The organism is Streptomyces nanhaiensis (assembly GCF_046614825.1).
Taxonomy (GTDB): Bacteria; Actinomycetota; Actinomycetes; order Streptomycetales; family Streptomycetaceae; genus Streptomyces; species Streptomyces radiopugnans.
This window is the reverse complement of sequence record NZ_JBKJFM010000042.1, coordinates 1-26,716: the sequence shown is the minus strand read 5'-3', so window position 1 is coordinate 26,716 and position 26,716 is coordinate 1. Positions and strand designations below refer to the sequence as shown.

Sequence of the window (26,716 nt, the reverse complement as noted above, 5' to 3'; positions counted from 1 at the left end):
CGGCGCCCGCTACGGAAGGCCCCCTGTGACACCTTCGCCCAGGCCCACCCTCGCCGACGTCACCCGCGGCCGGATCCTCTACGGCGGCGACTACAACCCCGAGCAGTGGCCCGAGTCCGTCTGGCCCGAGGACATGGCGCTGATGCGGGAGGCGGGCGTCAACCTCGCCACCGTCGGCGTCTTCTCCTGGGCCCGCCTCGAACCCCGCCCGGGCGAGCGCGACTTCGGCTGGCTCGACCGCGTCCTGGACCTGCTCCACGCGGGCGGGATCGGCGTCTGCCTGGCCACCCCCACCGCCTCGCCGCCCCCCTGGATGGGCGCCCGCCACCCCGAGACCCTGCCGCGCGACGAGACGGGCGCGGTGATCTGGTACGGCTCGCGCAACCACTTCTGCGCCTCCTCACCCGTCTACCGCGACCACGCCCTGAGCATCACCGCCGACCTCGCCGACCGCTACGGCGACCACCCCGCCCTGCGGCTGTGGCACGTGAACAACGAGTACGGCACCGCCTGCTGGTGCGATGCCACCGCCGCCCACTTCCGCCGCTGGCTGCGCGACCGCTACAAAAGCCTGGAGGCGCTCAACGAGGCCTGGGGCACGGCCTTCTGGAGCCAGCGCTACGGCGACTGGGAGGAGATCATCCCGCCGCGCCGCGCCCAGTACATGGTCAACCCCACCCAGGAGCTGGACTTCCGCCGCTTCACAAGCGACGCCCTGCTGGAGTGCTTCACCGCCGAACGCGACGCCCTGGTCGAGCGCACCCCGCACATCCCCGTCACCACCAACTTCATGCCCCTGTTCGTCGGCCAGGACGGCTGGACGTGGGCGGAGCGCGAGGACGTCGTCTCCGTCGACGTCTACCCCGACCCCGCCGATCCGCAGGGAGACGACGGCGCGGCATGGGGAGCGCTGGTGCAGGACCTCACCCGCTCCCAGGCGCGCGGGCCCTGGCTGCTGATGGAGCAGGCCGCGGGCCCGGTCAACTGGCGCGGCGTCAACCACCCCAGGCCGGAAGGCCTGACACGGCTGTGGTCGCTGCAGGCCGTGGCACGCGGCGCGGACGGGATCTGCTTCTTCCAGTGGCGCCAGTCCAGGCAGGGCAGCGAGAAGTTCCACTCCGGGATGCTCTCCCACGCCGGACCGCGCGGCCGCACCTTCCGCCAGGTGCGCGAACTGGGCGCGGACCTGGGGCGCCTGGGCCGGATCACCGGCGAGCCCGTGACCGCGCGGGCTGCCGTACTGCACGACTGGAACGCCTGGTGGGCCACCCTGTCGGCCGGCCGCCCCTCGGACCTGCTCACCTACGAGCGGCCGCTGCGCGCCTGGCACCGCGCCCTGTGGGAGTCCCACCTGACCTGCGACCTCGCCCACCCCGAGAGCGATCTGGACGGCTACGCCCTGGTCGCCGTCCCCCACCTGTACCTGCTCACCGACGCGGCCCTGGACAACCTCGCCGCCCATGTGCGCGGCGGCGGCACCCTGGTGTGCGGCTTCTTCACCGGCGTCGCCGACACCGACGACCGGGTGCGCGAGGGCGGCGTGGACGCCCGGCTGCGGGAGGTGCTGGGCATCGGCACCGTGCACGAGTGGTGGCCGCTGGAGGAGGGCGGGACCCAGCCGCTCACCCCCACCGGGGACGTCTTCGGCCAGGGCGCCACCGGCACCCTGTGGCGCGAGGACTTCGAGACGGACGGCGCCCGGACCGTGGCCGTCTACCGGGGCGGCGAACTCGACGGCCGCCCCGCGATCACCCGCCACACCTTCGGCGAGGGAACCGCCTGGTACCTGTCCACCCTCCCCGACCCCGCCGCGCTGCGCACCCTGCTGTCCCGCGCGGCCGCCGGGGCGGGGGTGCGGCCCCCGCTTCCCGGACTGCCCGCGGGTGTGGAGGCCGTACGCCGGGGCGCCTGGCTGTTCCTCCTCAACCACCGGCGCGAGCCGGCCACCGTCCCCCTGCCCGTCCCGGCGACCGACGAGCTCACCGGGCGGCGGCACGAGCACGGAATCACGCTCGGCCGCCACGGCGCCGCCGTCCTGCGCGAGGACCCGCCCGCATAGGGCGGCGGGCGCGACCCGCACACGGCGGGAACGGGACGGCGCCGGCGGAACGCATCCGCCGGCGCCGTCCCGTTCCCGCCCGCCGCCTCAGTCCTCCCGCACCGGAAGCCGCGCGCCGTCCCGCAGGAACAGCGGGATCCGCTCCAGCGGCGCGGGCACGGTGACCGGCCCGCCACCGGGGTACCTCTCGCCCGTCCAGGCGTCCGTCCACTCCGCCCCGGCCGGCAGGTGCACGGTGCGCTCCCGGGCGCCGGCCTCCAGCACGGGCGCCACCAGCAGATCCGGCCCGAACAGATAGGCGTCGTCCACCTCCCAGGCGGCCGGATCGTCGGGGAACTCCAGGAACAGCGGCCGCATCGGCGGCAGTCCCTCGGCATGGGCGGCGCGCATCTGCTCCAGCACGTACGGCCGCAGCCGCTCGCGCAGCCGCAGATAAGCCTCCAGGACCTCCCCGGCCTCCTCGCCGTAGGACCACACCTCGTTGGGCCCGCCGGTCATGTCCGGGCCCAGCGGCATCCCCGGGTCGCGGAAGCCGTGCAACCGCATCAGCGGGGAGAGCGCGCCGAACTGGAACCAGCGCACCATCACCTCGCGGTAGGCCGGGTCGTCCGGATCGCCGCCGTGGAAGCCGCCGATGTCGGTGTTCCACCACGGGATGCCCGACAGCGCGGTGTTGAGGCCGGCCGCGATCTGGCGGCGCAGGGTGGCGAAGTCGGTGCCGATGTCCCCGGACCACAGTGCGGCGCCGTAGCGCTGGGAGCCCGCCCAGGCCGACCGGTTCAGCGAGATGATCCCGCTCTCGCCCTCGGCGGCCAGGCCGTCGTGGACGGTACGGGCGTTCTCGCGCGGGTAGAGGTTGGACACCTCCGGCCCGGGGCCCGCGTGGTAGCGCAGATTGGCCGCGAAGCCCGGCTTGAGCTCCGGCTCCCCGGCGTCCAGCCAGAACGCCGTGATGCCGTACGACAGGTAGTTCTCCCTGATGCGGGACCACACGAAGTCGCGGGCGTCGGGGTTGGTGGCGTCGTAGAAGGCGACCTGGACGGGCTCGGCCACCCCCTTGTCCGGCCAGTCGGCGTGCGCCATCGGCCCGTACTCGGTGCCGATGAACAGGCCCTGCTGCTCCATCGGCCGGTGGTTCTCGCTCAGCGGCGAGACCGACGGCCACACCGAGACCACCAGCTTCACGCCCAGCTCGTCCAGCTCCTTGACCATGGCCGCCGGGTCGGGCCACTCGGCCGGGTCGAACCGCCACTCGCCCAGGTGCGTCCAGTGGAAGAAGTCGCAGACGATCGCCGACAGCGGCAGCCCGCGCCGCTTGTACTCCCGCGCCACCGACAGCAGTTCGTCCTGGGTGCGGTAGCGCAGCTTGCACTGCCAGAAACCGGCCGCCCACTCCGGCAGCATCGGGGTGCGGCCGGTGGCGGCCGAGTAGCGGCGCTGGGCGTCGGCCGGTTCGCCGGCGGTGATCCAGTAGTCGATCTGGCGGGCGGAGTCGGCGACCCAGCGGGTGCCGTTGTGCGCCAGCTCCACCCGTCCGACGGCCGGGTTGTTCCACAGCAGGGTGTAGCCGCGCGAGGAGGTCAGCACGGGGATGGAGACCTCGGCGTTGCGCTGGACGAGGTCGACCACCGCGCCCTTCTGGTCCAGCAGCCCGTGCTGGTGCTGGCCCAGCCCGTACAGCCGCTCGCCCTCGTAGGCGGCGAAGCGCTGCTCCAGGCGGTGGTAGCCGTTGCCGGTGGCGGTGTGCAGCCGGGAGCCGGGCCACCAGAAGTGGGCGCGGTCCTCGGACAGCAGCTCGGCGCCGTCGCCGGTGCGCACGAAGCGGAGCATGCCGTCGGCGCTCACCACGGCGGTGATCGCCCCGCAGGTCACCCGGGCGTGGTCGTCCTCGATCCGGATGTCCGGCCCGGACCCGGCGGGCGGCGGATCGGCCAGGAGCGCGCCCGGCAGTCCGTCCAGGACCGGGCCGCCCAGCCGGGCGCGGACCCGTACGGCGTCCGGACCCCAGGGCTCGACGCGTACGGTCTCCTGCCGCCCGCGCCACTCCAGCGCGCCGTCGCGCGTGCGGAAGGTGCCGCGGGTGGGGGACGACTGTGCCAGGGAGGAGGGGGGAGGGGAGAAGGCGGGTGTGGACACGGGGCTCCTGAGGGGCTCGTCGGTGTGCGGACCGGTCGGGCGGGAAGAGCGGGGAGCGGTGGGAGGGCGCCGGAGAGGTGGCGGGGAACGGCGGGCGCGGGATCAGCGGGCGGCGGGGGCCGGGCCGGAGCTGGCCCGCACCGTCAGCCGCGGGGGCAGCAGTTCCAGGCGGTCCCCGCGCTCGCCGCGCACCCTGGCCATCACCAGCTCCACCGCGCGGCGGCCCATCTCGTGGGCGGGTATGGCCACCGAGGTCAGGCGCACGGACGCCTGGACGGCCACCTGGTCGGGGCAGATGGCGACCACCGAGACGTCCTCGGGCACGGCCCGGCCCTGCTGGCGCAGCAGGCTCAGCAGCGGGTCGATGGCGGCCTCGTTCTGCACGACGAAACCGGTGGTGCCGGGGCGTTCGTCGAGGATGCGGGAGAGCGTCCCGGCCATCGCCGCGTAGCTGCCCTCACACGGCCGGTGCAGCAGCCGCACCCCCAGTTCGGCGGCGCGGGCGCGCAGCCCGTCGCGGGTGCGCTCGGCGAAGCCGGTGTGCCGCTCGTAGACGGCGGCCGCCTCGCCGACCACCGCGATGTCGCGGTGGCCCAGCTCGGCCAGGTGTTCCACGCACAGTGCGCCGGTGGCGGTGAAGTCCAGGTCGACGCAGGTCAGTCCGGAGGGGTCGGCGGGGATGCCGATGAGCACGGCGGGGCGCCCGGTGTCGCGCAGCAGCGGCAGGCGGGCGTCGTCCAGCTCGACGTCCATCAGGATCATCGCGTCGGCCAGTCCGCTGCCCACCACCCGCCGTACCGCCTCCGGTCCCTCCTCGCCGGTCAGCAGCAGCACGTCGTGGTCGTGGGCGCGGGCGGTGGTGGCGACGGCCAGGGCGATCTCCATCATCACCGGCACGTACATGTCGGTGCGCAGCGGCATCATCAGGGCGATGATGTTGGACCTGCTGCTGGCCAGCGCCCGTGCACCGGCGTTGGGGTGGTATCCCAGTTCGCGGATGCTCTGCTCGACGCGTTCGCGGGTGGCGGCGGAGATGGAACGCTTGCCGCTGAGGACGTAGCTCACGGTGCTGGCGGAGACTCCGGCGTGCCGGGCGACCTCGGCGAGGGTGACCATGGGCTCTCCAGGGCGGTGCGGGAAGCGGCTGAGGTGAAGCGCTTCGACAGGGAATCTGCGGACCGACCCTAAACCCGACCTGACCGCCTGTCCAGATACTCTGCGACGGGTTGTCGAAGCGCTTCAACAAGTGGTCGCATACGGGTGCACCGCGCCCCGGAAACGGTACGTACCGTGCACAACGGGTACACGCATCGCGCAGTACCCGGCAGTAGTGCTCGATGGCGCCCCGGCAATGCGAGGTGAACCGCGATGACAGTCTCCGAACGCGAAGCACGACAGGTGGCCGAGGCCGCGAGGGAGCAGGACTGGCGCAAGCCGAGCTTCGCCAGGGAACTGTTCCTCGGCCGCTTCCGCCTAGACCTGATCCACCCCCACCCCCGGCCCGCGGACGCCGACGCCCGGCGCGGCGAGGAGTTCCTCGCCAGGCTCCGGGCCTTCTGCGAGGCGGAGATCGACGGCCCGCGCATCGACCGCGAGGGCCTGGTCCCCGACGAGGTGGTCAAGGGACTCAAGGAACTCGGCGCGCTCGGCATGAAGATCGACCCCGAGTACGGCGGCCTGGGCCTGAGCCAGCTCCACTACAACCGCGCCCTGGCCCTGGCCGGATCGGCCAGCCCCGCCGTCGGCGCGCTGCTGTCGGCGCACCAGTCGATCGGCGTGCCCCAGCCGCTGAAGATGTTCGGCACCGAGGAGCAGAAGAAGGCGTTCCTGCCGCGCTGCGCCCGCGGCGACATCTCGGCCTTCCTGCTCACCGAACCGGACGTCGGCTCCGACCCGGCCCGCCTGGCCACCACCGCCGTACCCGAGGGCGACTCCTACGTCCTGGACGGCGTGAAGCTGTGGACCACCAACGGCGTCGTCGCCGACCTGCTGGTGGTCATGGCCCGCGTACCGGCCTCGGAGGGCCACCGCGGCGGCATCACCGCCTTCGTCGTCGAGGCCGACTCCGAGGGCGTCACCGTGGAGAACCGCAACGCCTTCATGGGCCTGCGCGGCATCGAGAACGGCGTCACCCGCTTCCACCGCGTCCGCGTCCCGGCCGCCAACCGGATCGGCCCCGAGGGCGCCGGGCTGAGGATCGCGCTGACCACCCTCAACACCGGCCGCCTCTCCCTGCCCGCGATGTGCGCGGGGGCGGGCAAGTGGTGCCTGAAGATCGCCCGCGAGTGGTCCGCGGCCCGCGAGCAGTGGGGCAAGCCCATCGCGTACCACGAGGCCGTCGGAAGCAAGGTCTCCTTCATCGCCGCGACCACCTTCGCCCTGGAGGCCGTCCTCGACCTCGCCTCCCAGATGGCCGACGACGACCGCAACGACATCCGCATCGAGGCCGCCCTCGCCAAGCTCTACGGCTCGGAGAAGGCGTACGAGATGGCCGACGAACTGGTCCAGATCCGCGGAGGGCGCGGCTTCGAGACCGCCGACTCCCTCGCCGCCCGCGGCGAACGCGGCGTGCCGGCCGAGCAGATGCTGCGCGACCTGCGCATCAACCGCATCTTCGAGGGCTCCACCGAGATCATGCACCTGCTCATCGCCCGCGAGGCCGTCGACGCCCACCTGTCGGTCGCGGGCGACCTCATCGACCCCGACAAGACCCTCACCGACAAGGGCCGCGCGGCCGTCCGGGCCGGCGGCTTCTACGCCCGCTGGCTGCCCAAACTGGTCGCCGGGCAAGGGCAACTTCCCACCTCCTACCGGGAGTTCCACCCCGCCGGCCACCCCGACCTGGCCGTCCACCTGCGCTACGTCGAGCGCGCCTCCCGCCGCCTGGCCCGCGCCACCTTCCTGGGCATGTCCCGCTGGCAGGCGAAACTGGAGGGCAAGCAGGGCTTCCTGGGGCGGATCGTGGACATCGGCGCCGAGCTGTTCGCCATGAGCGCGGCCTGCGTGCGGGCGGAGATGCTGCGCGCCCGGGGCGAGAACGGCCGCGCCGCCTACCAGCTCGCCGACGCCTTCTGCCGCCAGGCCCGCATCCGCACCGAGGAACTGTTCGACCGGCTGTGGGACAACACCGACGACATCGACCGCAAGGTCGTGCGCGGCGTGCTGGGCGGCGCGTACACCTGGCTGGAGGAGGGCGTCGTCGACCCCTCCACCCCCGGCCCCTGGATCGCCCCCGCCAATCCCGGCCCCTCCACCCGCACGGACGTCCACCGCCCCATCCCCTGAGGGCTGGCCACAGGCCGGAGGTCGGCTACGACCGCGTCCGGCCCGGTGGAAGGAGACCGAGCGCGAGGGGCGCGGCCGCCGGTTCCGGGGACCGGTCGGCACCAGGGCCGTCTGGGGCGTCAGTACCCCTTGATCCTCTCTCCACCGGGTGTCGAGTAGCATGCGGAGACAACATTGACGACCAGCATGGGTTTTCTTTTCTCCCCGCTCTCCGCCCAGAACTCCACGTTGACGGAGAACTCCTTCCCGGTGTGGTCGGCCGTCAGTTCAAGAGTTTTGGCCCGGCTGCTGTTCCTTCCGTATTCAACGATCTTCCATCCTCTCTTCGGGAGTTCTTCCTTGAGGCGCTCCATGGCCTCTTCCAGTTCGTTTCCGGTGGGAGTGGTGAGTGTCCATGGGTGAAGAAGTCTGAAGAACTTATCCCGATCTCTTCCTTCGCACACCGCGACTCCTGGTCCCGGCTCCGACACCTCTCCCTTGACGGCGATCACATCAAGTACCTCGCTGGAGACGTCCTTGGTCTCGGCCTTGACCTCCTCCACGCTCCGTGTCTTGATCTCTTGCGAGGTTCCGGGTTCATTTGTTTCTTCCATGCTGCATCCAGTGATCGCGGTGAGTGCTCCTGCTATCAGAAAAATCGAGCTGCGCAGTCTATTCCTCAATTTCAACCCTGTCGTACTGCCCTGCGACAACCGCTGCCTGATTCTTCAGGCTCTCGGTGCCCGGGCCCCAGTAATCGCTGTGCCCCGTTGTGTCTGTGCTCATCCGATTCGCGCCGAACAGTTCGTCGCTGGGGATGATGAACGTGCCGCCACCGATCGTCCACTGGCTTCCACCGTGGCCGTAGCGGCCGATGTCGGGAACTACGTCCCCGTCTGCCTCTTCATTCCATACATGCCCGGGTGGCGCGTCCAGGTCCCTTGCGTGCCCTACCTGCACACCGGGGCTTCCAACGAGTACCACGTCGTCCGCATTGAGGCTGCCCTGACGAGCCGCTGAACCGATGAGCGTGGTGCCGTATGAGTGGCCGATGGCTGTTCGGTGACCGCCTGATTCAGTACTGTTTGACGTTTCAAGGCCATCCAGAAATCTGTTCAAGGCAGGCGCTCCATCGTCTGCGTAGTGGCGCATGGGTGCGTCCTTGACGATGCTCTGCGGAGCGTCATAACCGAGCCATGTAATAGTGGAGATGTTTTGGCCTTGAGCCATCGCCTGACTCTCTCGCCAGAGGCTGGTCATGCGATTTATATCTCCCCCGATACTTCCGAGGTTCGACGTGGTTCCGGGAACGTATACGGCGACGCGGTCGGCTGTGTCCGGGTTCCCGTTGGCGATGATCGACCGGCCGTTCCCCTCTGGGGAGAAACCCAGGAGATAAGCGTCCGGTAGCCCCTCTTCGCCGGTGGCGTCGAAGCGGTCCTGAATGGCCTGCATTCCCTTCAGGGCTCCCTCGAGGTGCTCCTTCCGGTCCCCGTACTTATCGTTCCACTCCTTCCAGGCCGCGGTCTCGGCTCTGACCGCGTGGTTTCCCCGGTACTCCTGGAAATACCTGGTGGGCTCGGGAGGAATGGATCTGAGTTCCGTCTCGTACCGGCCGCGCTTCTCGGCGAGGACGGCCCGGTTGGCCTCGTCCCGGACCTCGGCCGGGATGCCGTCCAAAGCGCCAACGCCGGCGGGGTGGAGAGAGACGTAGTCGTCTCTCTCGGTGTCGGAGAGCCCCTTCCACCACTCGGCGTTCTCCTCCGGGGTTCCTTCCGTCGGAGGGGGCTTGATGCCGTCCAGGTAGTCTTCGGCGGCTTTGCGGACACCGTGCATGTCCTTCTGGGCGTCCGCCCAGTCCTTGTGCGAGACGGTGAGATCGTCGTCCGCCTTCAACTTCCTCAACTTCGGGGCCCACTTCGAGTCGGCCTCCGTTGCCTCCTCTACGGCCGCCGCGATGCGGTTGGCGTACTCCTTCGCGCGAGCGTAGTTCGGGTTGGGGTCGAACATGGCGGCCTGGTCCTGAACCGACCGGGCCGCGTCGTAGGTGGTGCCCTTGACGGTGCCGCCCCGAGGGGTCTTCCCGTCGACCTTCTCTCCTGCGGCGGGGTAGGTGACCGAGCCGTCGGGCTCCACGGTGAACTTCTCGCCCTGTGCGTCCTCGACCGCGGCGTCGAGCTTCTTCCTGGCCGCCCGCAGATCGGAGACCAGCCCGTTGAGAGCCGTGCTGACCAGGCCACACTCCACCTGGGCGTAGTGGAAGTTCTTCGACAGCTCCCCGAGTTGCGCGAGAGCGGCGTCCACCGCCTCTCCCTCGAGGGCCCCGCGCATCTTCGCGGTGATCTGGTGGTCGATGCGGTCCTTGGCCTGGCAGGCCATGTCACTGGTGGTGCGGTAACCGTCCGCCGCGCTTTCGAACAGCGAGAGCTTGAGGTCTTTGAGCGTCGCGTAGTCCACCACCGGTCCGGGTCACCGGCCCCGACCCCGGCCGCCGACGGCCGGAGTGTCCTTGTACCGGTTGTCCAGACCGTCGAACACCTTCTTCACGTCGGCGTCGTTCATGTCATGGTCGTCGCCGGCCTTCTCGAGCTGTGCCCTCAGCGTGCCGCATCTGCCGCTCACGTTCTCCATGTAGCGCTTCCAGGATCGGTACACCTCCAACTGGGCCGCGCCGCTCTGCAGCCCATCGACGGTGTCGCTGCCCGATCCGAGGCCTCCCTGCGCTTTCTCGAGTGTCCCCAGCGCCTTCTTGATGTCTCCGCGCAGTTCCCCGACGCCGCCCCCCGCCTTGGTCCAGGCGGCCCTCTCCGACTTCAGGCCTCCGGACCAGCCGCTGCCGTCCTTGTCGGCGCCGGCGAGACGCGTGCTCGTACCGTGTGATGCGTTGCGCACCATTTCCGCCCACTCGTCGTCCCAGGACACGGACTCCCCGTTTCTCTCCAGCCCCGACCGCGCGGCTCTTGTGATCAGTTCGACACGGAAAGTTAACACCCTGTCGCGGTCGCGGCTTGAGTACTCCTACTCATCTCCCGTCCGGATGACATGGTCGGCATCGAACAGGCGCCCACGACGCCGATCACGGCTGGGCACCGGCTCCCGGGGCGGAGACCTGACGGGGGCTTACCCCTGGGCGGTTACCGCGGCACGGGGAGGCCCGCGGCGCGGGCCAGGACGCGGGCCGCGGTGCGGCCGGCGTCCTGGGCGCCCGCGCTGCGTGCCGGGACGCAGCGCTGCCGCGCGGGGTCGTACTCGGTCATCACCGCGCCCGCGTGGTCGGCGCCGGTCTCGGTGAGGGTGACCGGCCACCCCCACCGGTCGAGGACGGGCACGAAGTCCCGCGAGTGGTGGATGTCCGCGATGTCGTCGGCGGTGCCGTGCACCAGATGGACCGGGACCGGGGCGGCGGACGTCGCGGCCAACGCGTCACGCAGGTTGCCCAGGCCCATCTCCGGGCGCTCCCACAAGTACCTGCCCGCGATCCCGGCGACCGCCGCGGGCCGCCACCCGTCCACCAACTCGGGCCGGACCGCGACGCTCACCGCGGCGTACGCGCCCAGCGACCAGCCGGCCGGCACGATCCGGCCGGTGTCGCCGCCGAACTCACCCGCCCGCTCCCGGGCGAAACGCACCGAAGCGCGCAGATGCCCCCAGCCGCCGTCGGGCGCGTCGGGGCACCAGTCGGGCACCACGACCAACAGCCCCAGCGAGGCGGCCTGACGGGCGAGCGGCGCGAGTACGTCCCGCTCATCCGGCCCCCTGCCGTGCCAGAGGAGGACGGTGGGCACGGCGGCCGGGCCGCGGGCGGGCCGGTGGACGTCCAGTAACCGGCCGCCGGGTTCGTAGACGACGCCTTGTTCGGTGCTGACAGTGGTCTCGTTCACGTCCGGTCGAACGGTTCGGTACGGGCGAAGGTGCCGCGCGGCGCGGTCCCTTCCTCCAGGCCCGGGGACGACCGGCCGCGAACGGCGCGACAGGGCTCCCGGCCGAGGCCGGGAGCCCTGTCGCACGGTGTCCCGTCGATCCCGCCGCGATCAGAAGGAGGAGACGTCCAGCAGCTTCTCCTTGATCCCGTCGGGGTCCCCGGCGGGCCAGGTGTAGTCGGTGGTGCCGGCCGACTGCAGGGCGGACTTCACGGTGCCCGGAGAAGCACCGCGGTGGCCGGCGAGGTACAGGGCCGCTCCACCGGCGACGTGCGGGGAGGCCATGGAGGTGCCGGAGATCGTGTTGTAGCCGCCCCTCATCCAGGTGGACTCGATGCAGACGCCCGGGGCCATGATGTCGACGTCGGCACCGTAGTTGGAGAAGTCCGCGATGGTGTCGTCGACGTCGGTGCGGCAGGTGGGCGCGCCCGCGCCGCCGGGCCTGCCGTCGAAGCCGTCCTCCCGCCCCTCCTTCCGCTGCCCGACATTCCGAAAAAGCCCCGCTACGCGAATCTCGACTCGCTTGCGGACGCGCTGGACGCCTCCGTGGGGTGTGAGAGGCGTGAGAGGGAGAAGGACGCGGCGAACGCGATGACGTGCGTGCCGGAGCGGTCGGAGGAACCCTGCGCCTATCTGGAACTGCACGACACGTCCGCCGAGCGCGACGACGCACTGCGCCTGGCCATCAGCGTGCCGGAACTGCCCAGGTTCATCGTCACGGCGGGGAACTGGTCCATCCAGTTCTGCGACAGGTCCCTGGGGCGCGAGGTGGCTGACGACCTGGGAGGAGTCGTCGTCTCCTGAACCTGCCGCTCACACCCGGCCGAACGGCTCGGCATAGGCGAAGCTGCCGCGCAGGGCGGGGTCTTCGGGGTCGTACGCGGAGAGGGTGCGGACCTGGAAGTACTCACCCCAGGCGGGGTCGGGCGGGGTGATGCCGTACTCGGTGGAGGTGCGGAAGCCGAAGCGGCGGTAGTAGGCGGGCTCGCCGAGGAGGGCCACCAGCGGTTCACCGAGGGCGTCGGCCGCGCCGAGCGCGGTGTGCATCAGCGCCGAGCCGGTGCCGCGCCCCTGGTGGCCGGGGTGGACGCTGATGGGCCCGAGCCCCAGCGCGGGCGTGGCGCCGATGTGCCCCCGGGTGCACACCACATGCCCGACGACCTCGCCGCCGGGGCCCTCGGCCACCAGCGACAGCACGGGCAACCACGCCTCGCGGCCGCGCAGTTCGTCCAGCAGGGTGACCTCCACCGGGACGGGCGTCTGTGACCGGGCGGCGAAGGCCGCACCGGTCACGGCGCGTACGGCGGAAACGTCGGCGGGGCTCTCGCGTCGGATCAGCACCGCGGCAGTCTGCGCCGCCGCCCGGGGCGCGGGCAACGGGATTACGCCCCGCCGGTGGGCGGCCGGCCCTCCGTGCGCACCCGCTCCAGAAAGGCCGCCCACGGTGCGGAGCCGAAGGCGAGCGCCGGTCCGGCGGGGTCCTTGGAGTCCCGTACGGCAGTCCGCCCGCCGGGCAGGGCCGCGGCCTCCACGCAGTTGGTGTTGCCGCTGTGCGACGAGGCGGTCCATATGACGCCGAGCGCGGAGGCGTCGGTTATGCGCTTGCTCATGAGCTCTCTTCCTTCAGGTCGCGGATCAGTCGGAGCGAGGCGTCGCGGGACAGTGCGTCGGCGACGATGCGCCGGAAGGCCGCCGAGTAGCGCTCCACCTCGGGTCTTTCCTCGATGTACAGGGAGTTCGTCAGGTGCTCCAGCAGCACCACGTCGTGGTCCTGGCTCTCGGGGAAGCTCAGGATCGTGAACGCGCCGCTCAGTCCGGGATGCGGCCCGGCCGTGGAGCGCATCACCTGGAGCGTGACGTTCGGCAGTTCGGACAGGTCCAGGAGCCGTTGGAGCTGGTCCCGCATGATCTGCGGCCGGTCCGCGATCCGCGTGCGCAGTGCGCTGTCGTTCACAACCGCCCAGACCTCCGGAGGGTTGGGCTGGGTGAGTACGGACTGGCGCGCCTGGCGGACCTCCACGAGGCGGTTCACCTCTTCCGGCGCGTCGGTCATGTTGAGGGCGGAGATGATCTCGCGGGCGTAGGCGGCGGTCTGGAACAGCCCGGGAACGAAGCCGCACTCGTAGGTCTGCACCGCCTTGGCGTCCGCCTCCAGGCTGATGAAGTCCGCGTAGACGGGAGTGAGGACGTCGGTGTACCGCTGCCACCAGCCACGCTGACCGCCGTCCCGGGCCAGTCTGAGAAGCGCCTGTCTCCTGGGCTCGTCCTGCACTCCGTAGAAGTCCAGGAGCGCTTCGACATCGCACTGCTTCGCGGCGGTGCGCCCTGTCTCGATGCGGGACACCTTGGCGTTGTGCCAGCCGAAGTTCCGGGCGACGGTCTCGGTCGTGTACTTCAGCCCCTCGCGCAGCGAGCGCAGTTCCGCGCCGAGTCGCCTGCGCCTCACCGTGGGACCGCTCATCAGGGCACCCCTCCTTGTCCGTTGACGAGTCTGCCGCATCCACCTGACGGGCCGTCGAGCCTGGCCCAGTAGATCAGACAGGAGGCAGAGGCATATGCCGTTTATGCAGATCTGCATGAATGGATTGCGATTCTGCACCGCACTGCGGCACTCTGAGTGCAGAGCGCTTCAGCGCTCCGTGATCGGACGTCAGGAAGGCATCGCCTTGCACGCAACACCAAGCAAGAGGGACGCGCGGTACGACCGGGTGCGGGACCGGGTGACGGTCCCCGTCACCGTCCACGGGGACGACGGCATGTCCGTCGAGACCGAGATGGTGCTGGAGCCGGACCAGTTGGAGCTGCGCTACGCACAGCTCGGCCGGCTGATCGAGCGCCGCGACCGTTGCGGGCGGACGGGGGAGTGGGCGTGAGCACTGCGCCGCTGCCGAGGCGGGGCGCCTCCGACGAGGTGATCGAACTGCCCGCCGACACCCCCGACGACCGCCTCAACGGCCGGGCCTGCGTCCACTGCGGCACCCGTACCGCGCCGCTCGCCTACGCCGGGTGGGCGCGGGTCGCCACCGGACGGCCCGGCGGGCGGCTGTCCTGCCCGGTCAGCGCCTGCGCCGACTGCCGGGCGCGGCGGGCGGCGCGGTGACGCGCCACGCGCTCGCGGTGGCCGAGACCGTCCTGACGGCGCTCACCGTGCTGTCCGCCTCCGGTGTCGCCTGGCTGCTCGCCACCGGGTGAGCGCCAAAGGGCTTGGTGAAGAAGCGACTTGACGGCGACTATTCTCTCAGGGAATAGTCGCCGTCATGTCGACCGCAGCCCATGTACTGCTCGCCCTGCTGGCCGCCGGGCCGCAGCACGGCTACGACCTGAAGAAGGCGCACGACCAGCGCTTCCCCAAGGCCAGACCGATCGCCTTCGGCCAGGTCTACGGCACGCTCGGCAGGCTGGAGCGCGACGGGCTGGTGGAGAAGCGCGGGCAGAGCCGCGAAGGCGGCCCGGACCGGACCGAGTTCGCCCTCACCGACGCCGGACGCGAGAAGCTGCGCGCCTGGCTGGAGGAGATCGAGACCCCGGCCCCGTACGTCACCAGCACACTTCTGGCCAAGGTCGTCGTCGCCCTGCTGGTCAACGGCGTCGAGCAGGCCCGCGGCTACCTCGCCGAACAGCGCCGGGCGCACACCGCGCGGCTGCGCGAGCTGACAGCCGTCAAGACCGACCCCGAGTCCTCGCTCGGCGACGTGATCGCCGCGGACTTCGCCATCGCCCACCTCGACGCCGACCTGCGCTGGTTGCACACCACGCTGGACCGCGTCGCCGACCTGCACCGGGAGGTGCACCCATGACGCTCCTGCAAGCACGCGGGATCGTGAAGTCCTACGGGCCGACGCCCGCGCTCCGCGGCGTCACCGTGGAACTGGCCGAGGGCGAGATCCTCGCCGTCACCGGACCCAGCGGCTGCGGCAAGTCCACACTGCTGCACTGCCTGTCCGGAATCCTGCGCCCCGACGCGGGCGAGGTGCTGTACGGGGGTCAGCGCCTCGACACCCGCTCGGAGGCAGACCGCTCCAGACTGCGGCGCACCGACTTCGGAGTGCTGTTCCAGTTCGGGCAGCTCGTCGCCGAGCTGACGGCAGCCGAGAACGTCGCCCTGCCGCTGCTGCTGGCCGGCAGGGGGCGGCGCGAAGCCCGCACCGCCGCGCTGAACTGGCTGGAGCGGCTGGAGGCGGCCGACGTGGCCGACTCCCGGCCCGGCGAGATGTCCGGCGGCCAGCAGCAGCGGTGCGCCGCGGCGCGGGCGCTGGTCACCGAACCGAAGGTGCTCTTCGCCGACGAGCCCACCGGCGCGCTGGACGCGCTGGCCGGGGAGCGGCTGCTGGGGCACCTGACGAGGGTCGCCCAGGAGCAGCGCACCAGCGTCGTGCTCGTCACCCACGAGGCGTCCGTGGCAGCCTACGCCGACCGCGAGATCACCCTGCGGGACGGCGCACCGGACCCGACCGGGCTCGGTGCCGACGTGCCGGCGGGCGGCCGCCCGTGAAGCCCACCGCACTGCTCAGGCTGGCTCTGGCCGGAACGCGTACCGACACCCTGCGGGTGGTGCTCACCGCCGTCAGCGCCGCCCTCGCCGCCCTGGCGGTCCTCGCCGCGCTGACGGTGCTGGCCATTCCCCTCCCCGCCGGCTTCGGCCCGCGTGACGGCAGCGACGCCTGGGCCGACCAGTACACCAGCGCACTCCTCAAAGAGCCCGGACTGCGCCCCGGCGTGGCCGCCGGCCTGCTGCTGCTCACCATCCCCGTACTGGCCCTGGCCGGCCAGTGCGCCCGGCTCGGCGCGCCCTCCCGCGACCGGCGGCTCGCCGCGATCCGGCTGGCCGGCGGCACTCCGCGCCAGGCGATGACCGTCGCCGCCGCCGAGACGGGGGTGGCGAGCCTGCTGGGCACCTGCGCCGGACTCGTGGTCTTCCTCGTCGGACGCGAGGTGCTGCACCGGCCGGACGCCGAGGGCAGGTTTCCGCTGCCCACCGACGTGCTGCCCTCCGTACCCGCCCTGGCCGCCGCCGTGCTCGGGCTGCCGCTGCTGGCGGCGCTCGCGGCCGCGGTGATGCTGCGCCGGGTGATCGTGACTCCGCTCGGGGTGACCCGGCAGGCGCGGCCGAAGCGTTCGCCGAGGCCGTGGCCCGCCGTCCTGATCGTGCTCGGTGTGGGGGCCTCCCTCGCCTTCGAAGCGATCCGGAGGAACTACGAGGACTCCGGCGATCCGGCTTTCCTCTCCCCGCTGCCGTTCCTGCTGCTCTTCGGAGGCGGACTGGCGGCCGCCCTCGGCGTGGTGCTCGGCACCGGCTGGATCTCCCACGCCACCGGCCGGGTGCTGCACCGCTTCGCCCGCCGTCCGGCCCCGCTGCTGGCCGCCCGCCGGCTGCTGGCCGACCCCTGGCACGGCAGCCGCACCCTCGCCGCCCTGCTGGTGGCCGTGGTCTTCGGCGCGGGAGCGCTGGCCGTACGCGCCTTCTTCGCCACCATGCTGGAGGCGCGGCAGGAGGCGCAGCGCTTCTACGACGAGGCGGCCGGGCGGGAGACGGCGGGCGGATACGGCCCGGACACCTTCTACCTCGACGCCATGGACGTGGTGGACACCGCCGTCGCCGTGGGGCTGGTGATCGCGGCGGCCGGCCTGCTGGTCACCGTCGCCGAGGCCGTCGTCGCCCGCCGCCGCACCCACGCGGCCCTGGCCGCAGCCGGCGTGCCCCGCTCCGTGCTGGGCCGGGCGCTGGTGTGGCAGACGTTCGCGCCCCTGGTCCCGGCCGTGGTGCTGGCGATGACCGTGGGCACCCTGATGGGCCGGGGGTACTTCGGCGCGGAGGTGCGGGAGGGCGGCGGCCAGGCGCAGACCTGCGACGCGGCCCCGGCCCTGTGCGAGGAGAACTTCGAGAAGTACAGCCACCTGATCGAGGTCCCCGACATCGTGCGCGCCGTCCCCGTGCCCCTGGGCGACCTCGCCCTCCACGGGCTGGGCGTGCTGGCCCTCGTCGCGGCCGCCACCGGCCTCGGGCTGCTGTTCCTGCGCCCGGGTACCTCGGTGGAGGAACTGCGCACCGGCTGACGGCCGGACGGCGACCTGACGGCGGCGGGGGCGTCGGCCGGACGGCGGCGGGGGCGTCGGCCGGGTGGCGCGGTGCGGCGCGGCGCGACGCGGTGTCCGGGCCGTCTCGCGGACCGGACACAATAGGGGGATGACCGACAGTCCCGCCCCTCTCGCAGACCCGCATCTGCACCACCCGGCCGACACCCCCGCCGCGGGCGGCCCGCGCGACATCGTGATCCTGGGCTCCACCGGGTCGATCGGCACCCAGGCCGTCGACGTGGTGCTGGCCAACCCCGACCGCTTCCGGGTGACCGCGCTGTCCGCCGCGGGCGGCCGGGTGGAGCTGCTGGCGGAGCAGGCCCACCGGCTGAAGGTCCGCACCGTCGCCGTCTCCGACGCGAGCAGGGCCGGCGAGCTGCGCGAGGCGCTGCGCGCCCGTTACGGCTCCGCCGGGCCGCTGCCCGAGGTGCTGGCCGGACCGGACGCGGCCACCGAGCTGGCCGCGTCCGAGTGCCACACCGTCCTCAACGGCATCACCGGCTCCATCGGGCTGCGCCCCACCCTGGCCGCCCTGGAGGCGGGACGCACCCTGGCCCTGGCCAACAAGGAGTCCCTCATCGTCGGCGGGCCGCTGGTGAAGGCGCTGGCCGAGCCGGGGCAGATCATCCCCGTCGACTCCGAGCACTCCGCGCTGTTCCAGGCGCTGATGAGCGGCACCCGAGCCGAGGTCCGCAAACTGCTGGTGACCGCCTCCGGCGGCCCCTTCCGGGGGCGCACCCGCGAGGAGCTGGAGGACGTCACCCCCGACGACGCCCTGGCCCACCCCACCTGGGCGATGGGCCCGGTCATCACCGTCAACTCCGCGACCCTGGTCAACAAGGGCCTGGAGGTCATCGAGGCGCACCTGCTGTACGACATCCCCTTCGACCGCATCGAGGTCGTCGTCCACCCGCAGTCCTACATCCACTCGATGGTGGAGTTCCGGGACGGCTCCACCATCGCCCAGTGCGGCCCGCCCGACATGCGGCTGCCCATCGCCCTCGGCATCGGCTGGCCGCACCGGGTGCCCGACACCGGCCCCGTGTTCGACTGGTCCAAGGCGATGAGCTGGGAGTTCTTCCCGCTGGACGAGAAGGCCTTCCCGTCCGTGGCGCTGGCCTGCCACGTCGGCGCGCTGGGCGGGACCGCACCGGCGGTGTTCAATGCCGCCAACGAGGAGTGCGTCGAGGCGTTCCTGTCCGGCAGGCTGCCGTTCAACGGCATAGTGGATACCGTCGCCGCGGTGGTCGAGGAGCACGGCACCCCCCGGGGAGCCGGCCTGACCCTGGACGAGGTGCTCGACGCCGAGACCTGGGCGCGCGCCCGCGCCCGCGAACTGGCGGCACGTATGACGGAGCGGACAGCGGAGGCACGCGCATGACGACGGTGATGACCATCCTCGGCATAGTCGTCTTCGTGGTCGGCCTGCTGTTCTCCATCGCCTGGCACGAACTGGGCCACCTGTCCACGGCCAAGATGTTCGGCGTCCGCGTGCCGCAGTACATGGTCGGCTTCGGCCCCACCCTGTGGTCGCGGAAGAGAGGCGAGACCGAGTACGGCATCAAGGCGATCCCGCTCGGCGGCTACATCCGCATGATCGGCATGTTCCCGCCCGGTGACGACGGCGCCGTCCGGCAGCGCTCCACCTCCCCCTTCCGGGGGATGATCGAGGACGCCCGCGCGGCGGCCTACGAGGAGCTCCAGCCGGGCGACGAGAAGCGGATGTTCTACACGCGCAAGCCCTGGAAGCGCGTGATCGTGATGTTCGCCGGCCCGTTCATGAACCTGGTGCTGGCCGTGGCGATCTTCCTCGGCACGCTGATGACCTTCGGCATCAACACCACGACCACCACCGTCTCCTCCGTCTCCGAGTGCGTGGTCAGGGTCTCCGAGCGCACCGACACCTGCCCCGAGGGCGCCCCCGACTCCCCGGCCAAGGCGGCCGGCCTGAAGCCCGGCGACACCATCGTGGCCTTCAACGGGGCGGAGGTCACCGAGTGGGGCGACCTCCAGCAGCGCATCCGCGACACCATCGGGCCGGCCACCATCACCGTCGAGCGCGACGGCGAGCGCGAGGTCCTCCAGGCGAACCTGGTGAAGAACCAGGTCGCCAAGTCCGACGGGCGCGGCGGCTACGTCGAGGGCGAGTACGTCACCACCGGCTTCCTCGGCTTCTCACCGGCCACCGGCGTGGTCGAGCAGTCCTTCCCGCAGGCCGTCGACCGCATGGGCGACATGATGATCGCCGGAGCCGAGGCGCTGACCCGCCTGCCGGAGAAGATCCCCGGTCTGTGGAACGCGGCCTTCGCCGGCGCCGAGCGCGAGCAGGACTCCCCGATGGGCGTGGTCGGCGCGGCCCGCGTCAGCGGGGAGATCTTCGCCCTGGAGATCCCGGCGGAGCAGCGGGTGGCGATCACCCTCCTCACCCTCGCCCTCTTCAACCTCTCGCTGTTCCTGTTCAACATGCTGCCGCTGCTGCCGCTGGACGGCGGCCACATCGCGGGGGCCCTGTGGGAGTCGCTGCGCCGGGGCCTGGCCAGGGTGCTGCGCCGCCCCGACCCCGGCCCGTTCGACGTGGCGAAGATGATGCCGGTGGCGTACGTGGTGGCGGGCGTCTTCGTCTGCTTCACGCTGCTGGTGCTCATCGCGGACGTGGTCAACCCCGTACGCCTGACCGGCTGACGCCCGGGGCGGGGCGGGGCGAGCCCGCCCCGCCCCGCGCCGCGTACGGCGGACCACGGTGTGCCCCGGGCCCCGGGCGTACCGTAATCTCGGAGGCCGGAGCCCGCCGCCGAACGGGGCACTGGACCACAGCTTGGGGTTGCACACCACAATGACAGCCATTTCGCTCGGAATGCCGTCCGTACCGACCAAACTGGCCGACAGACGGGTCAGCCGGAAGATCCAGGTCGGCTCGGTGGCCGTCGGAGGCGACGCCCCGGTCTCCGTGCAGTCGATGACCACCACCGTCACCGCCGACATCGGCGCCACGCTCCAGCAGATCGCCGAACTGACCGCCTCCGGCTGCGAGATCGTCCGCGTGGCCTGCCCGTCCCAGGACGACGCCGAGGCGCTGCCGGTCATCGCGAGGAAGTCCCAGATCCCGGTGATCGCGGACATCCACTTCCAGCCCAAGTACGTCTTCGCCGCCATCGACGCCGGCTGCGCGGCCGTGCGCGTCAACCCGGGCAACATCCGGCAGTTCGACGACAAGGTCAAGGAGATCGCCAAGGCGGCCTCCGACGCCGGCGTCCCCATCCGCATCGGCGTCAACGCCGGCTCCCTGGACAAGCGGCTGCTGGCCAAGTACGGCAAGGCCACCCCCGAGGCGCTGGTGGAGTCCGCGCTGTGGGAGTGCTCGCTGTTCGAGGAGCACGGCTTCCGCGACATCAAGATCTCGGTCAAGCACAACGACCCGGTCGTGATGGTCAACGCCTACCGGCTGCTGGCCGAGAAGTGCGACTACCCCCTCCACCTGGGCGTCACCGAGGCCGGACCGGCCTTCCAGGGCACCATCAAGTCGGCCGTCGCCTTCGGCGCCCTGCTGAGCGAGGGCATCGGCGACACCATCCGCGTCTCGCTGTCGGCCCCGCCGGTGGAGGAGATCAAGGTCGGCATCCAGATCCTGGAGTCCCTCGGCCTGCGCCAGCGCCGGCTGGAGATCGTCTCCTGCCCCTCCTGCGGCCGGGCCCAGGTGGACGTCTACAAGCTCGCCGACGAGGTGACCGCCGGCCTCGAGGGCATGGAGGTGCCGCTGCGGGTGGCCGTCATGGGCTGCGTCGTCAACGGGCCCGGTGAGGCCCGCGAGGCCGACCTCGGGGTGGCCTCCGGCAACGGCAAGGGCCAGATCTTCGTCAAGGGCGAGGTCATCAAGACCGTCCCCGAGTCCAAGATCGTCGAGACCCTCATCGACGAGGCCATGAAGATCGCCGAGCAGATGGAGAAGGACGGCGTGCTCTCCGGGCCGCCGGAGGTCTCCGTCAGCTGACCTGCCCGCGCCCGCCCGGCCGCGGCGGCCCGGGGGTAAAGTCGGAAGACCGCTCCCCGCCACCACGGCCGTACGGTGAGGCATCCCACGTGCTGACGACCACCACCACCCGTGTCGTCGAGCCCCACGAGCTCGACGACGCCCTCGCGGTACTCGACCGCGAGCCGGTCAACAACGCCTTCGTCGCCGCCCGTGTCCGGGTCTCCGGCCTGGACCCGTGGCGGCTGGGCGGGGAGATGTGGGGCTGGTACCAGCGCGGGCGGCTGGAGTCGCTGTGCTACGCGGGCGCCAACCTCGTCCCCGTCTGCGCGGGGCCGGAGGCGGTGCGCGCCTTCGCCGAGCGGGCGCGCCGCCAGGGGCGGCGCTGCTCGTCCGTCGTCGGCCCGGCCGGGCCCACCGCCGCCCTGTGGGCCCGGCTGGAGCCGCACTGGGGCCCGGCCCGCGAGGTCCGCCGCCACCAGCCGCTGATGGTCGCCGACCGCATGCCCGCGGGCATACGGCCCGACCCGTACGTGCGGCGCGTCCGCAAGGACGAGATGGACGTGCTGATGCCCGCCTGCGTGGCGATGTTCACCGAGGAGGTCGGCGTCTCGCCGCTGGCCGGGGACGGCGGGCTGATCTACCAGGCCCGGGTCGCCGAACTGGTCGGCGCCGGCCGGTCGTTCGCCCGCATCGAGGACGGCCGGGTGGTCTTCAAGGCCGAGATCGGCGCCGTCACGTCGCAGGCGTGCCAGATCCAGGGGGTGTGGGTCGCCCCCGACCGCCGCGGCCGGGGCCTGTCCGTCGCCGGCATGGCGGCGGTGCTGCGCTACGCGCTGACCGAGGTCTCCCCGGTCGTCAGCCTCTACGTCAACGACTACAACACCGCGGCCCGCGCCGCCTACCGCCGGGTCGGCTTCCGCGAGGTCGGCGAGTTCATGAGCGTGCTGTTCTGAGGCGTGCCGTTCCCAACGGCACCGGACGGTTCCGAACGGCCGGTGCCCGCGCGGGTGTCCGCCGGATCCCGCCGGCCTCTCCAGTAGGGTCGGACACCATGGAAGACGCCCAGGTCGGTCCCCTGGACCTCGCAGCCCGCGTGGACGAGGCGCTCGCCGTACAGGCCGTCGCCTTCGGACTGACCGACGACGAGGTGGGGGTGCGCCGCCACATCGTGCTGCGGCACGCCGCCGCCCCCGGGGTCCGGGCGCTGGGCGCCACCACACCGCGCGGGCGGCTGATCGGCTTCGTCTACGGGATGCCCAACGACCGCACGCAGTGGTGGTCCACGGTCGTCGAGCCGTACCTGAGGCGCAACGGTAACGCCGGGTGGCTCGACGACGCCTTCGTCATCACCGAGCTGCACGTGCACCCGGCGTACCAGAAGCACGGCATCGGCCGGGAGCTGATCACCACGATCACCGACACCGCCGCCGAGCCGCGCTCGATCCTCTCCGCGATCGACACCGAGAGCCCGGCCCGCGCCCTCTACCGCTCCCTGGGCTACCGGGACCTGGCCCGTCACGTGCTGTTCCCGAGCGCCGGGAGTCCGTACGCGGTGATGGGTGCGCCGCTGCCGCTGCGGCGGTGAGGCGGGTCCGGCCGGGGGTCCGGGGGTGGTCCCCCGGGGGGTGGGGTCCGAGTGCCGGGAGTCCGTACGCGGTGATGGGTGCGCCGCTGCCGCTGCGGCGCCGGTAGTCTCCTGGGCGGGCCGCAGCACAGCCGCGGCCCCGGAAACCGACCCACCGCACGCAGGAGAAACCCATGGCAGCCCGTGTCCAGCGCATGTCCCGGCTCATGCTGAAGACGCTGCGCGAGGACCCGGCCGACGCCGAGACCGTCAGCCACAGGCTTCTGGTCCGCGCCGGCTACGTACGCCGCACCGCCGCCGGGATCTGGACCTGGCTGCCGCTGGGCAAGCAGGTCCTGGAGAACGTCACCCGGATCGTGCGCGAGGAGATGGACGCCATCGGCGCCCAGGAGGTGCTGCTCCCGGCACTGCTGCCCAGGGAGCCGTACGAGGCCTCGGGCCGCTGGGAGGAGTACGGCGACCTGCTGTTCCGGCTCAGGGACCGCAAGGGCGCCGACTACCTGCTCGGGCCCACCCACGAGGAGATCTTCACCCAGGTCGTCAAGGACCAGTGCACGTCCTACAAGGACCTGCCGGTGATGCTCTACCAGATCCAGACCAAGTACCGCGACGAGGCCCGCCCGCGCTCGGGCATCCTGCGCGGCCGGGAGTTCCTGATGAAGGACTCCTACTCCTTCGACACCAGCGACGAGGAGCTGGCCGAGTCCTACCGGCTGCACCGCGAGGCGTACGTGCGGATCTTCACCCGGCTCGGCCTGGACCACCGGGTCGTCTCCGCCGTCTCGGGCGCGATGGGCGGCTCGGCCTCCGAGGAGTTCCTCGCCCCGGCCGCCGCCGGCGAGGACACCTTCGCCGACTGCCCGGCCTGCGGCTACGCCGCCAACACCGAGGCCGTCACCTTCCCGCTGAAGCAGGGCGACCCCATGGGCCACCCGCCCGTCGAGGAACTGGACACCCCCGACACCCCCACCATCGAGACGCTCGCCGACCACCTGGGCGTGCCCGCCTCCGCCACCCTGAAGAACCTGCTGGTCAAGGTGGACGGTGAGATCTGGGCCGTGGGCGTGCCCGGGGACCGCGAGGTGGACCTCGGCAAGCTCGCCGAGCACCTGGCGCCCGCCACCGTGGAGCTGGTCACCGCCGAGGACTTCACCGGCCGCCCCGCCCTGGTGCGCGGCTACGTCGGACCGCAGGGGCTGGCCGGCACCGCCTTCCGCTACGTCGCCGACCCGCGCGTGGCCCCCGGCACCTCCTGGATCACCGGGGCCAACAAGCCCGACACCCACGCCCGCAACGTGGTGTGCGGCCGCGACTTCGAGGTCGACGAGTACCTGGACGTGGTCACCGTCGAGGACGGCGACCCCTGCCCGTCCTGCGGCGCGGGGCTGAAGCTGGACAGGGCCATCGAGATCGGCCACATCTTCCAGCTCGGCCGCAAGTACGCCGACGCCTTCTCCCTGGACGTGCTCGGCCGCGACGGCAAGCCCGTCCGCGTCACCATGGGCTCCTACGGCATCGGCGTCTCGCGCGCGGTGGCCGCGCTCGCCGAGCAGACGGCCGACGGCCAGGGCCTGTGCTGGCCGCGTGAGGTCGCCCCGGCCGACGTCCACGTCGTCGCCGCAGGCAAGGGCGCCCAGATCGAGATGGCCCTGGAGCTGGCCGGGAGGCTGGCCGGGGCCGGGGTGCGCACCCTGGTGGACGACCGTACGGGCGTCTCGCCCGGTGTGAAGTTCACCGACGCGGAGCTGATCGGCGTGCCGGAGATCCTGGTGGTGGGCCGGGGCGCGGCCAAGGGACTGGTGGAGCTGAAGGACCGGCGCACCGGCGAGCGCGAGGAGGTCCCGGTGGACGAGGCGGTGGAGCGGCTGGTCCGCTCGGCCCGCGAGTCCGCCTGAGCCGCCGCGGCGGGGTCCTCACCGGGCCCCGCCGCACAACCCGGCAAACCCGGCACGGGCTCGGCACGGGCTCGCGACGGGCCCGGCACGGGGTCTGCGGCGGCGGCTCACAGCCAGCCGGCGAACTCCAGCAGCGCCTCGCCGTCGGCGCGTTCACCGGCGGCGAGGTGCCGGGCACCCGACTCCACCGCCCGGTACAGGCTCCAGCCGCGCAGCCGGTCGCGGTCCACCTCCAGGGAGTTCGCCAGCTTGGCCACCCGGCGCCGGGCGATCGCGGGGGCGCCGGAGCCGGCGGCCAGGTCGTGCAGCCGGTCGCGGACCAGCCGGGCCAGGTCGTACGCCCGCTCGCCCACCAGCGGATCGGGGCCGACCACCAGCCAGTGCGCCCGCCCCGGATCCGCCGACAGCACCGCGCCCTGCCGGAAGTCGCCGTGCAGCAGCACGTGTTCGGGGGCGCCGGCGAGCAGTTCGGAGCGCAGTGCCAGGGCCTCCTCGGCCAGTGGGCGGGCCTCCTCGGGCACGTGCGCGCGGATGCCCTCCACCGCCCGGCCGGTGTGCTCCTCCACGGTGGTGAAGGGATGCCCGCCGTCCTCCGGTGCGCCGGGGGGCGCGGGGGGCACCCACAGCCGGTGCAGCGCCGAGACCGCCTCCAAGGTGGCCTTCGCGTCCGGCAGCGAGCGCAGCGACACGTCCGCGTGCAGCCGCTCCAGCAGCAGCGCGCCGTCCTCGGGCGCGGCGTCCAGCAGCCGTACCGCGCCGTGCCCCTCCCAGCGGGACAGCGCCGCCGCCTCGTCCGCCGCGCCGGCTGCGCGCAGTTTCAGCGCGGCCGGCGAGCCGTCCGCCCGGCGCACCAGGACGACCAGGCTGCCGCGCCCGCCGGGGGAGACCACCCGCTCGGCCGTCAGTCCCCAGCGCGCCAGCGACGCCCGGACCAGATCGGGCAGCCGCGCCAGCCAGGGGGAGTCCGCGCCCAGGAAGCGCACCAGCCGCTGCGGGGGTTCGACGTGCGGAGCCGATGTCATGCCCGGGCGTCCCTTTCGTCGTCGGCGTCGCGCGGGAGAACCCCTCAGAGGGACTCCCGGCCCGCCGGCGCGGTGCGCTCGGCGAGCCCTGGGAAGGGTACGCCCGTACCGCGCCAGCGTGCCGCGCGGACCGCGGCCTCCCGCAGCGCGGCGGCCGCCTCCCGCCGCAGCCGGCCCTCGCCCGCCCGGACCAGGTCGGCGTAGACGGCGGCCACCCGTTCCTCCAGTTCGGCGGCGAGCCGCACCGCCGCGGCACCGTCCGGCACCGCGAAGGGCAGGGAGTAGGCCGCCGCGGCGGGCTCGGGGCTGCCGCCCATCCGCCGTACCGTGCTGCGCAGGGCGTCACGGCGCGCGCGGTGGGCGTCGTGGGCCTCCCGCGCCTGCGCGCGCCGGTCCTCGGCGATCCGCCCGCCCACGACGCCGTAGCCGTAGACGGCGGCGTGCTCGGCCAGGAGCGCGGCCTGCAGGGCGGTCAGCGCGGAGCCGTCCTCCGCGCCGGATCCGCCCTCCCCTCCGGGCGCACCGCCGGGGGCGGCGTCCGGTGCGGCGCCGGTGGAAGGGGCAGCGGGGGAGGGCGTGGCCGGGTTCAGCGCCGGGTTCGCCAACGGGTTCGCCGCCTGGTTGGTCGCCTGGTTCATCACTCGCCGTCCGTGAGCAGGTAGACGTGGACCGCCCCGGCCGCCGCGACGGACGCGAGCAGCCGGGCGAGCTCGGGCGGGGCGCCGTCGAGGGCCCGGGTGAGGGCGTCGGCGGCGGCGCGTTCGGCTTTCGCGAGGGCGCTCAGCGCGCG

The 26,716-nt window shown here is 72.5% G+C and carries 26 protein-coding genes; 14 read left to right on the top strand and 12 right to left on the bottom strand.

Annotated elements, in window-relative coordinates:
* The first annotated feature begins 25 nt into the window (after positions 1-25).
* Positions 26-2,059: a beta-galactosidase gene (locus tag ACLIYP_RS12470; RefSeq protein WP_412713205.1), complete on the top strand. Its 2,034-nt coding sequence runs from the start codon at positions 26-28 to the stop codon at positions 2,057-2,059.
* 87 nt (positions 2,060-2,146) lie between these two features.
* Here ACLIYP_RS12470 and ACLIYP_RS12465 read toward each other — a convergent pair whose 3' ends face one another.
* Positions 2,147-4,195 carry a glycoside hydrolase family 31 protein gene (locus ACLIYP_RS12465; protein ID WP_412713204.1) on the bottom strand — a complete coding sequence of 683 codons (2,049 nt, stop codon included), beginning with the start codon at positions 4,193-4,195 and terminating at the stop codon, positions 2,147-2,149.
* 102 nt (positions 4,196-4,297) lie between these two features.
* A complete protein-coding gene (locus tag ACLIYP_RS12460) occupies positions 4,298-5,311 on the bottom strand; it encodes a LacI family DNA-binding transcriptional regulator (RefSeq protein ID WP_412713203.1) in 1,014 nt (337 codons plus the stop codon).
* Between the two features lie 252 nt (positions 5,312-5,563).
* Here ACLIYP_RS12460 and ACLIYP_RS12455 point away from each other — a divergent pair, with 252 nt between their 5' ends.
* Positions 5,564-7,480, top strand: coding sequence for an acyl-CoA dehydrogenase family protein (locus ACLIYP_RS12455; RefSeq protein WP_412713202.1), 1,917 nt, complete (start codon positions 5,564-5,566; stop codon positions 7,478-7,480).
* A 119-nt stretch (positions 7,481-7,599) separates the two neighbouring features.
* Here ACLIYP_RS12455 and ACLIYP_RS12450 read toward each other — a convergent pair whose 3' ends face one another.
* From ACLIYP_RS12450 to ACLIYP_RS12430, 5 genes are all read right to left on the bottom strand, one after another.
* Positions 7,600-8,022, bottom strand: coding sequence for a hypothetical protein (locus tag ACLIYP_RS12450; protein WP_412696322.1), 423 nt, complete (start codon positions 8,020-8,022; stop codon positions 7,600-7,602).
* Positions 8,023-8,131: 109 nt separating this feature from the next.
* A complete protein-coding gene (locus ACLIYP_RS12445; protein WP_412713201.1) occupies positions 8,132-9,916 on the bottom strand; it encodes an alpha/beta hydrolase in 1,785 nt (594 codons plus the stop codon).
* A 12-nt stretch (positions 9,917-9,928) separates the two neighbouring features.
* Entirely contained in the window at positions 9,929-10,381 is a 453-nt protein-coding gene (locus ACLIYP_RS12440) for a hypothetical protein (protein WP_412713200.1), read from the bottom strand.
* A 212-nt stretch (positions 10,382-10,593) separates the two neighbouring features.
* Entirely contained in the window at positions 10,594-11,340 is a 747-nt protein-coding gene (locus ACLIYP_RS12435; protein ID WP_412713199.1) for an alpha/beta hydrolase, read from the bottom strand.
* A gap of 150 nt (positions 11,341-11,490) precedes the next feature.
* The gene (locus ACLIYP_RS12430) at positions 11,491-12,024 is read right to left on the bottom strand and encodes a S8 family serine peptidase (RefSeq protein WP_412713198.1); all 534 of its coding nucleotides are present in this window, start codon (positions 12,022-12,024) and stop codon (positions 11,491-11,493) included.
* Here ACLIYP_RS12430 and ACLIYP_RS12425 point away from each other — a divergent pair.
* Positions 11,971-12,183: a hypothetical protein gene (locus ACLIYP_RS12425; RefSeq protein ID WP_412713213.1), complete on the top strand. Its 213-nt coding sequence runs from the start codon at positions 11,971-11,973 to the stop codon at positions 12,181-12,183. The genes ACLIYP_RS12430 and ACLIYP_RS12425 overlap by 54 nt on opposite strands.
* A 9-nt stretch (positions 12,184-12,192) precedes the next feature.
* Here the strand turns inward: ACLIYP_RS12425 and ACLIYP_RS12420 are convergent, their stop codons facing one another.
* From ACLIYP_RS12420 to ACLIYP_RS12410, 3 genes are read right to left on the bottom strand one after another with little or no spacing between them, the layout of a single operon-like run.
* Complete coding sequence (locus tag ACLIYP_RS12420; protein ID WP_412713197.1) at positions 12,193-12,720, bottom strand: GNAT family N-acetyltransferase; 528 nt, start codon at positions 12,718-12,720, stop codon at positions 12,193-12,195.
* Between the two features lie 41 nt (positions 12,721-12,761).
* On the bottom strand, positions 12,762-12,989 hold the full coding sequence (locus ACLIYP_RS12415; RefSeq protein ID WP_412713196.1) for a DUF397 domain-containing protein: 228 nt from the start codon (positions 12,987-12,989) through the stop codon (positions 12,762-12,764).
* Positions 12,986-13,840, bottom strand: a complete 855-nt coding sequence (locus ACLIYP_RS12410) for a helix-turn-helix domain-containing protein (RefSeq protein ID WP_412713195.1) — start codon at positions 13,838-13,840, stop codon at positions 12,986-12,988. Before ACLIYP_RS12410 ends, ACLIYP_RS12415 begins: the two co-directional genes overlap by 4 nt.
* 205 nt (positions 13,841-14,045) lie before the next feature.
* On the opposite strand from ACLIYP_RS12410, the gene ACLIYP_RS12405 reads away from it, so the two are divergent.
* From ACLIYP_RS12405 to ACLIYP_RS12355, 11 genes are all read left to right on the top strand, one after another.
* The gene (locus ACLIYP_RS12405; RefSeq protein WP_412713194.1) at positions 14,046-14,252 is read left to right on the top strand and encodes a hypothetical protein; all 207 of its coding nucleotides are present in this window, start codon (positions 14,046-14,048) and stop codon (positions 14,250-14,252) included.
* On the top strand, positions 14,249-14,479 hold the full coding sequence (locus tag ACLIYP_RS12400) for a hypothetical protein (protein ID WP_412713193.1): 231 nt from the start codon (positions 14,249-14,251) through the stop codon (positions 14,477-14,479). The genes ACLIYP_RS12405 and ACLIYP_RS12400 overlap by 4 nt, the downstream gene beginning before the upstream one ends.
* Positions 14,480-14,636: 157 nt before the next feature.
* On the top strand, positions 14,637-15,176 hold the full coding sequence (locus ACLIYP_RS12395; RefSeq protein WP_412696328.1) for a PadR family transcriptional regulator: 540 nt from the start codon (positions 14,637-14,639) through the stop codon (positions 15,174-15,176).
* Positions 15,173-15,871: an ABC transporter ATP-binding protein gene (locus ACLIYP_RS12390; protein ID WP_412713192.1), complete on the top strand. Its 699-nt coding sequence runs from the start codon at positions 15,173-15,175 to the stop codon at positions 15,869-15,871. The genes ACLIYP_RS12395 and ACLIYP_RS12390 overlap by 4 nt, the downstream gene beginning before the upstream one ends.
* Positions 15,868-17,433, top strand: coding sequence for a hypothetical protein (locus tag ACLIYP_RS12385; protein WP_412713191.1), 1,566 nt, complete (start codon positions 15,868-15,870; stop codon positions 17,431-17,433). Before ACLIYP_RS12390 ends, ACLIYP_RS12385 begins: the two co-directional genes overlap by 4 nt.
* 130 nt (positions 17,434-17,563) lie before the next feature.
* Complete coding sequence (dxr, locus tag ACLIYP_RS12380) at positions 17,564-18,835, top strand: 1-deoxy-D-xylulose-5-phosphate reductoisomerase (RefSeq protein WP_412713190.1); 1,272 nt, start codon at positions 17,564-17,566, stop codon at positions 18,833-18,835.
* The gene (locus tag ACLIYP_RS12375) at positions 18,832-20,136 is read left to right on the top strand and encodes a M50 family metallopeptidase (protein WP_412713189.1); all 1,305 of its coding nucleotides are present in this window, start codon (positions 18,832-18,834) and stop codon (positions 20,134-20,136) included. Before dxr ends, ACLIYP_RS12375 begins: the two co-directional genes overlap by 4 nt.
* 151 nt (positions 20,137-20,287) lie before the next feature.
* Positions 20,288-21,442 carry a flavodoxin-dependent (E)-4-hydroxy-3-methylbut-2-enyl-diphosphate synthase gene (gene ispG, locus ACLIYP_RS12370; RefSeq protein WP_412713188.1) on the top strand — a complete coding sequence of 385 codons (1,155 nt, stop codon included), beginning with the start codon at positions 20,288-20,290 and terminating at the stop codon, positions 21,440-21,442.
* An 89-nt stretch (positions 21,443-21,531) separates the two neighbouring features.
* Entirely contained in the window at positions 21,532-22,377 is an 846-nt protein-coding gene (locus ACLIYP_RS12365; RefSeq protein WP_412713187.1) for a GNAT family N-acetyltransferase, read from the top strand.
* 98 nt (positions 22,378-22,475) lie between these two features.
* Positions 22,476-23,009 carry a GNAT family N-acetyltransferase gene (locus tag ACLIYP_RS12360; RefSeq protein WP_412713186.1) on the top strand — a complete coding sequence of 178 codons (534 nt, stop codon included), beginning with the start codon at positions 22,476-22,478 and terminating at the stop codon, positions 23,007-23,009.
* Positions 23,010-23,182: 173 nt separating this feature from the next.
* Positions 23,183-24,904, top strand: a complete 1,722-nt coding sequence (locus tag ACLIYP_RS12355) for a proline--tRNA ligase (protein ID WP_412713185.1) — start codon at positions 23,183-23,185, stop codon at positions 24,902-24,904.
* A gap of 107 nt (positions 24,905-25,011) precedes the next feature.
* Here ACLIYP_RS12355 and ACLIYP_RS12350 read toward each other — a convergent pair whose 3' ends face one another.
* Both ACLIYP_RS12350 and ACLIYP_RS12345 read right to left on the bottom strand, forming a co-directional pair.
* The gene (locus ACLIYP_RS12350) at positions 25,012-25,926 is read right to left on the bottom strand and encodes an aminoglycoside phosphotransferase family protein (RefSeq protein WP_412713184.1); all 915 of its coding nucleotides are present in this window, start codon (positions 25,924-25,926) and stop codon (positions 25,012-25,014) included.
* A gap of 44 nt (positions 25,927-25,970) precedes the next feature.
* Positions 25,971-26,564 carry a ferritin-like domain-containing protein gene (locus ACLIYP_RS12345; protein ID WP_412713183.1) on the bottom strand — a complete coding sequence of 198 codons (594 nt, stop codon included), beginning with the start codon at positions 26,562-26,564 and terminating at the stop codon, positions 25,971-25,973.
* Positions 26,565-26,716 lie beyond the last annotated feature (152 nt).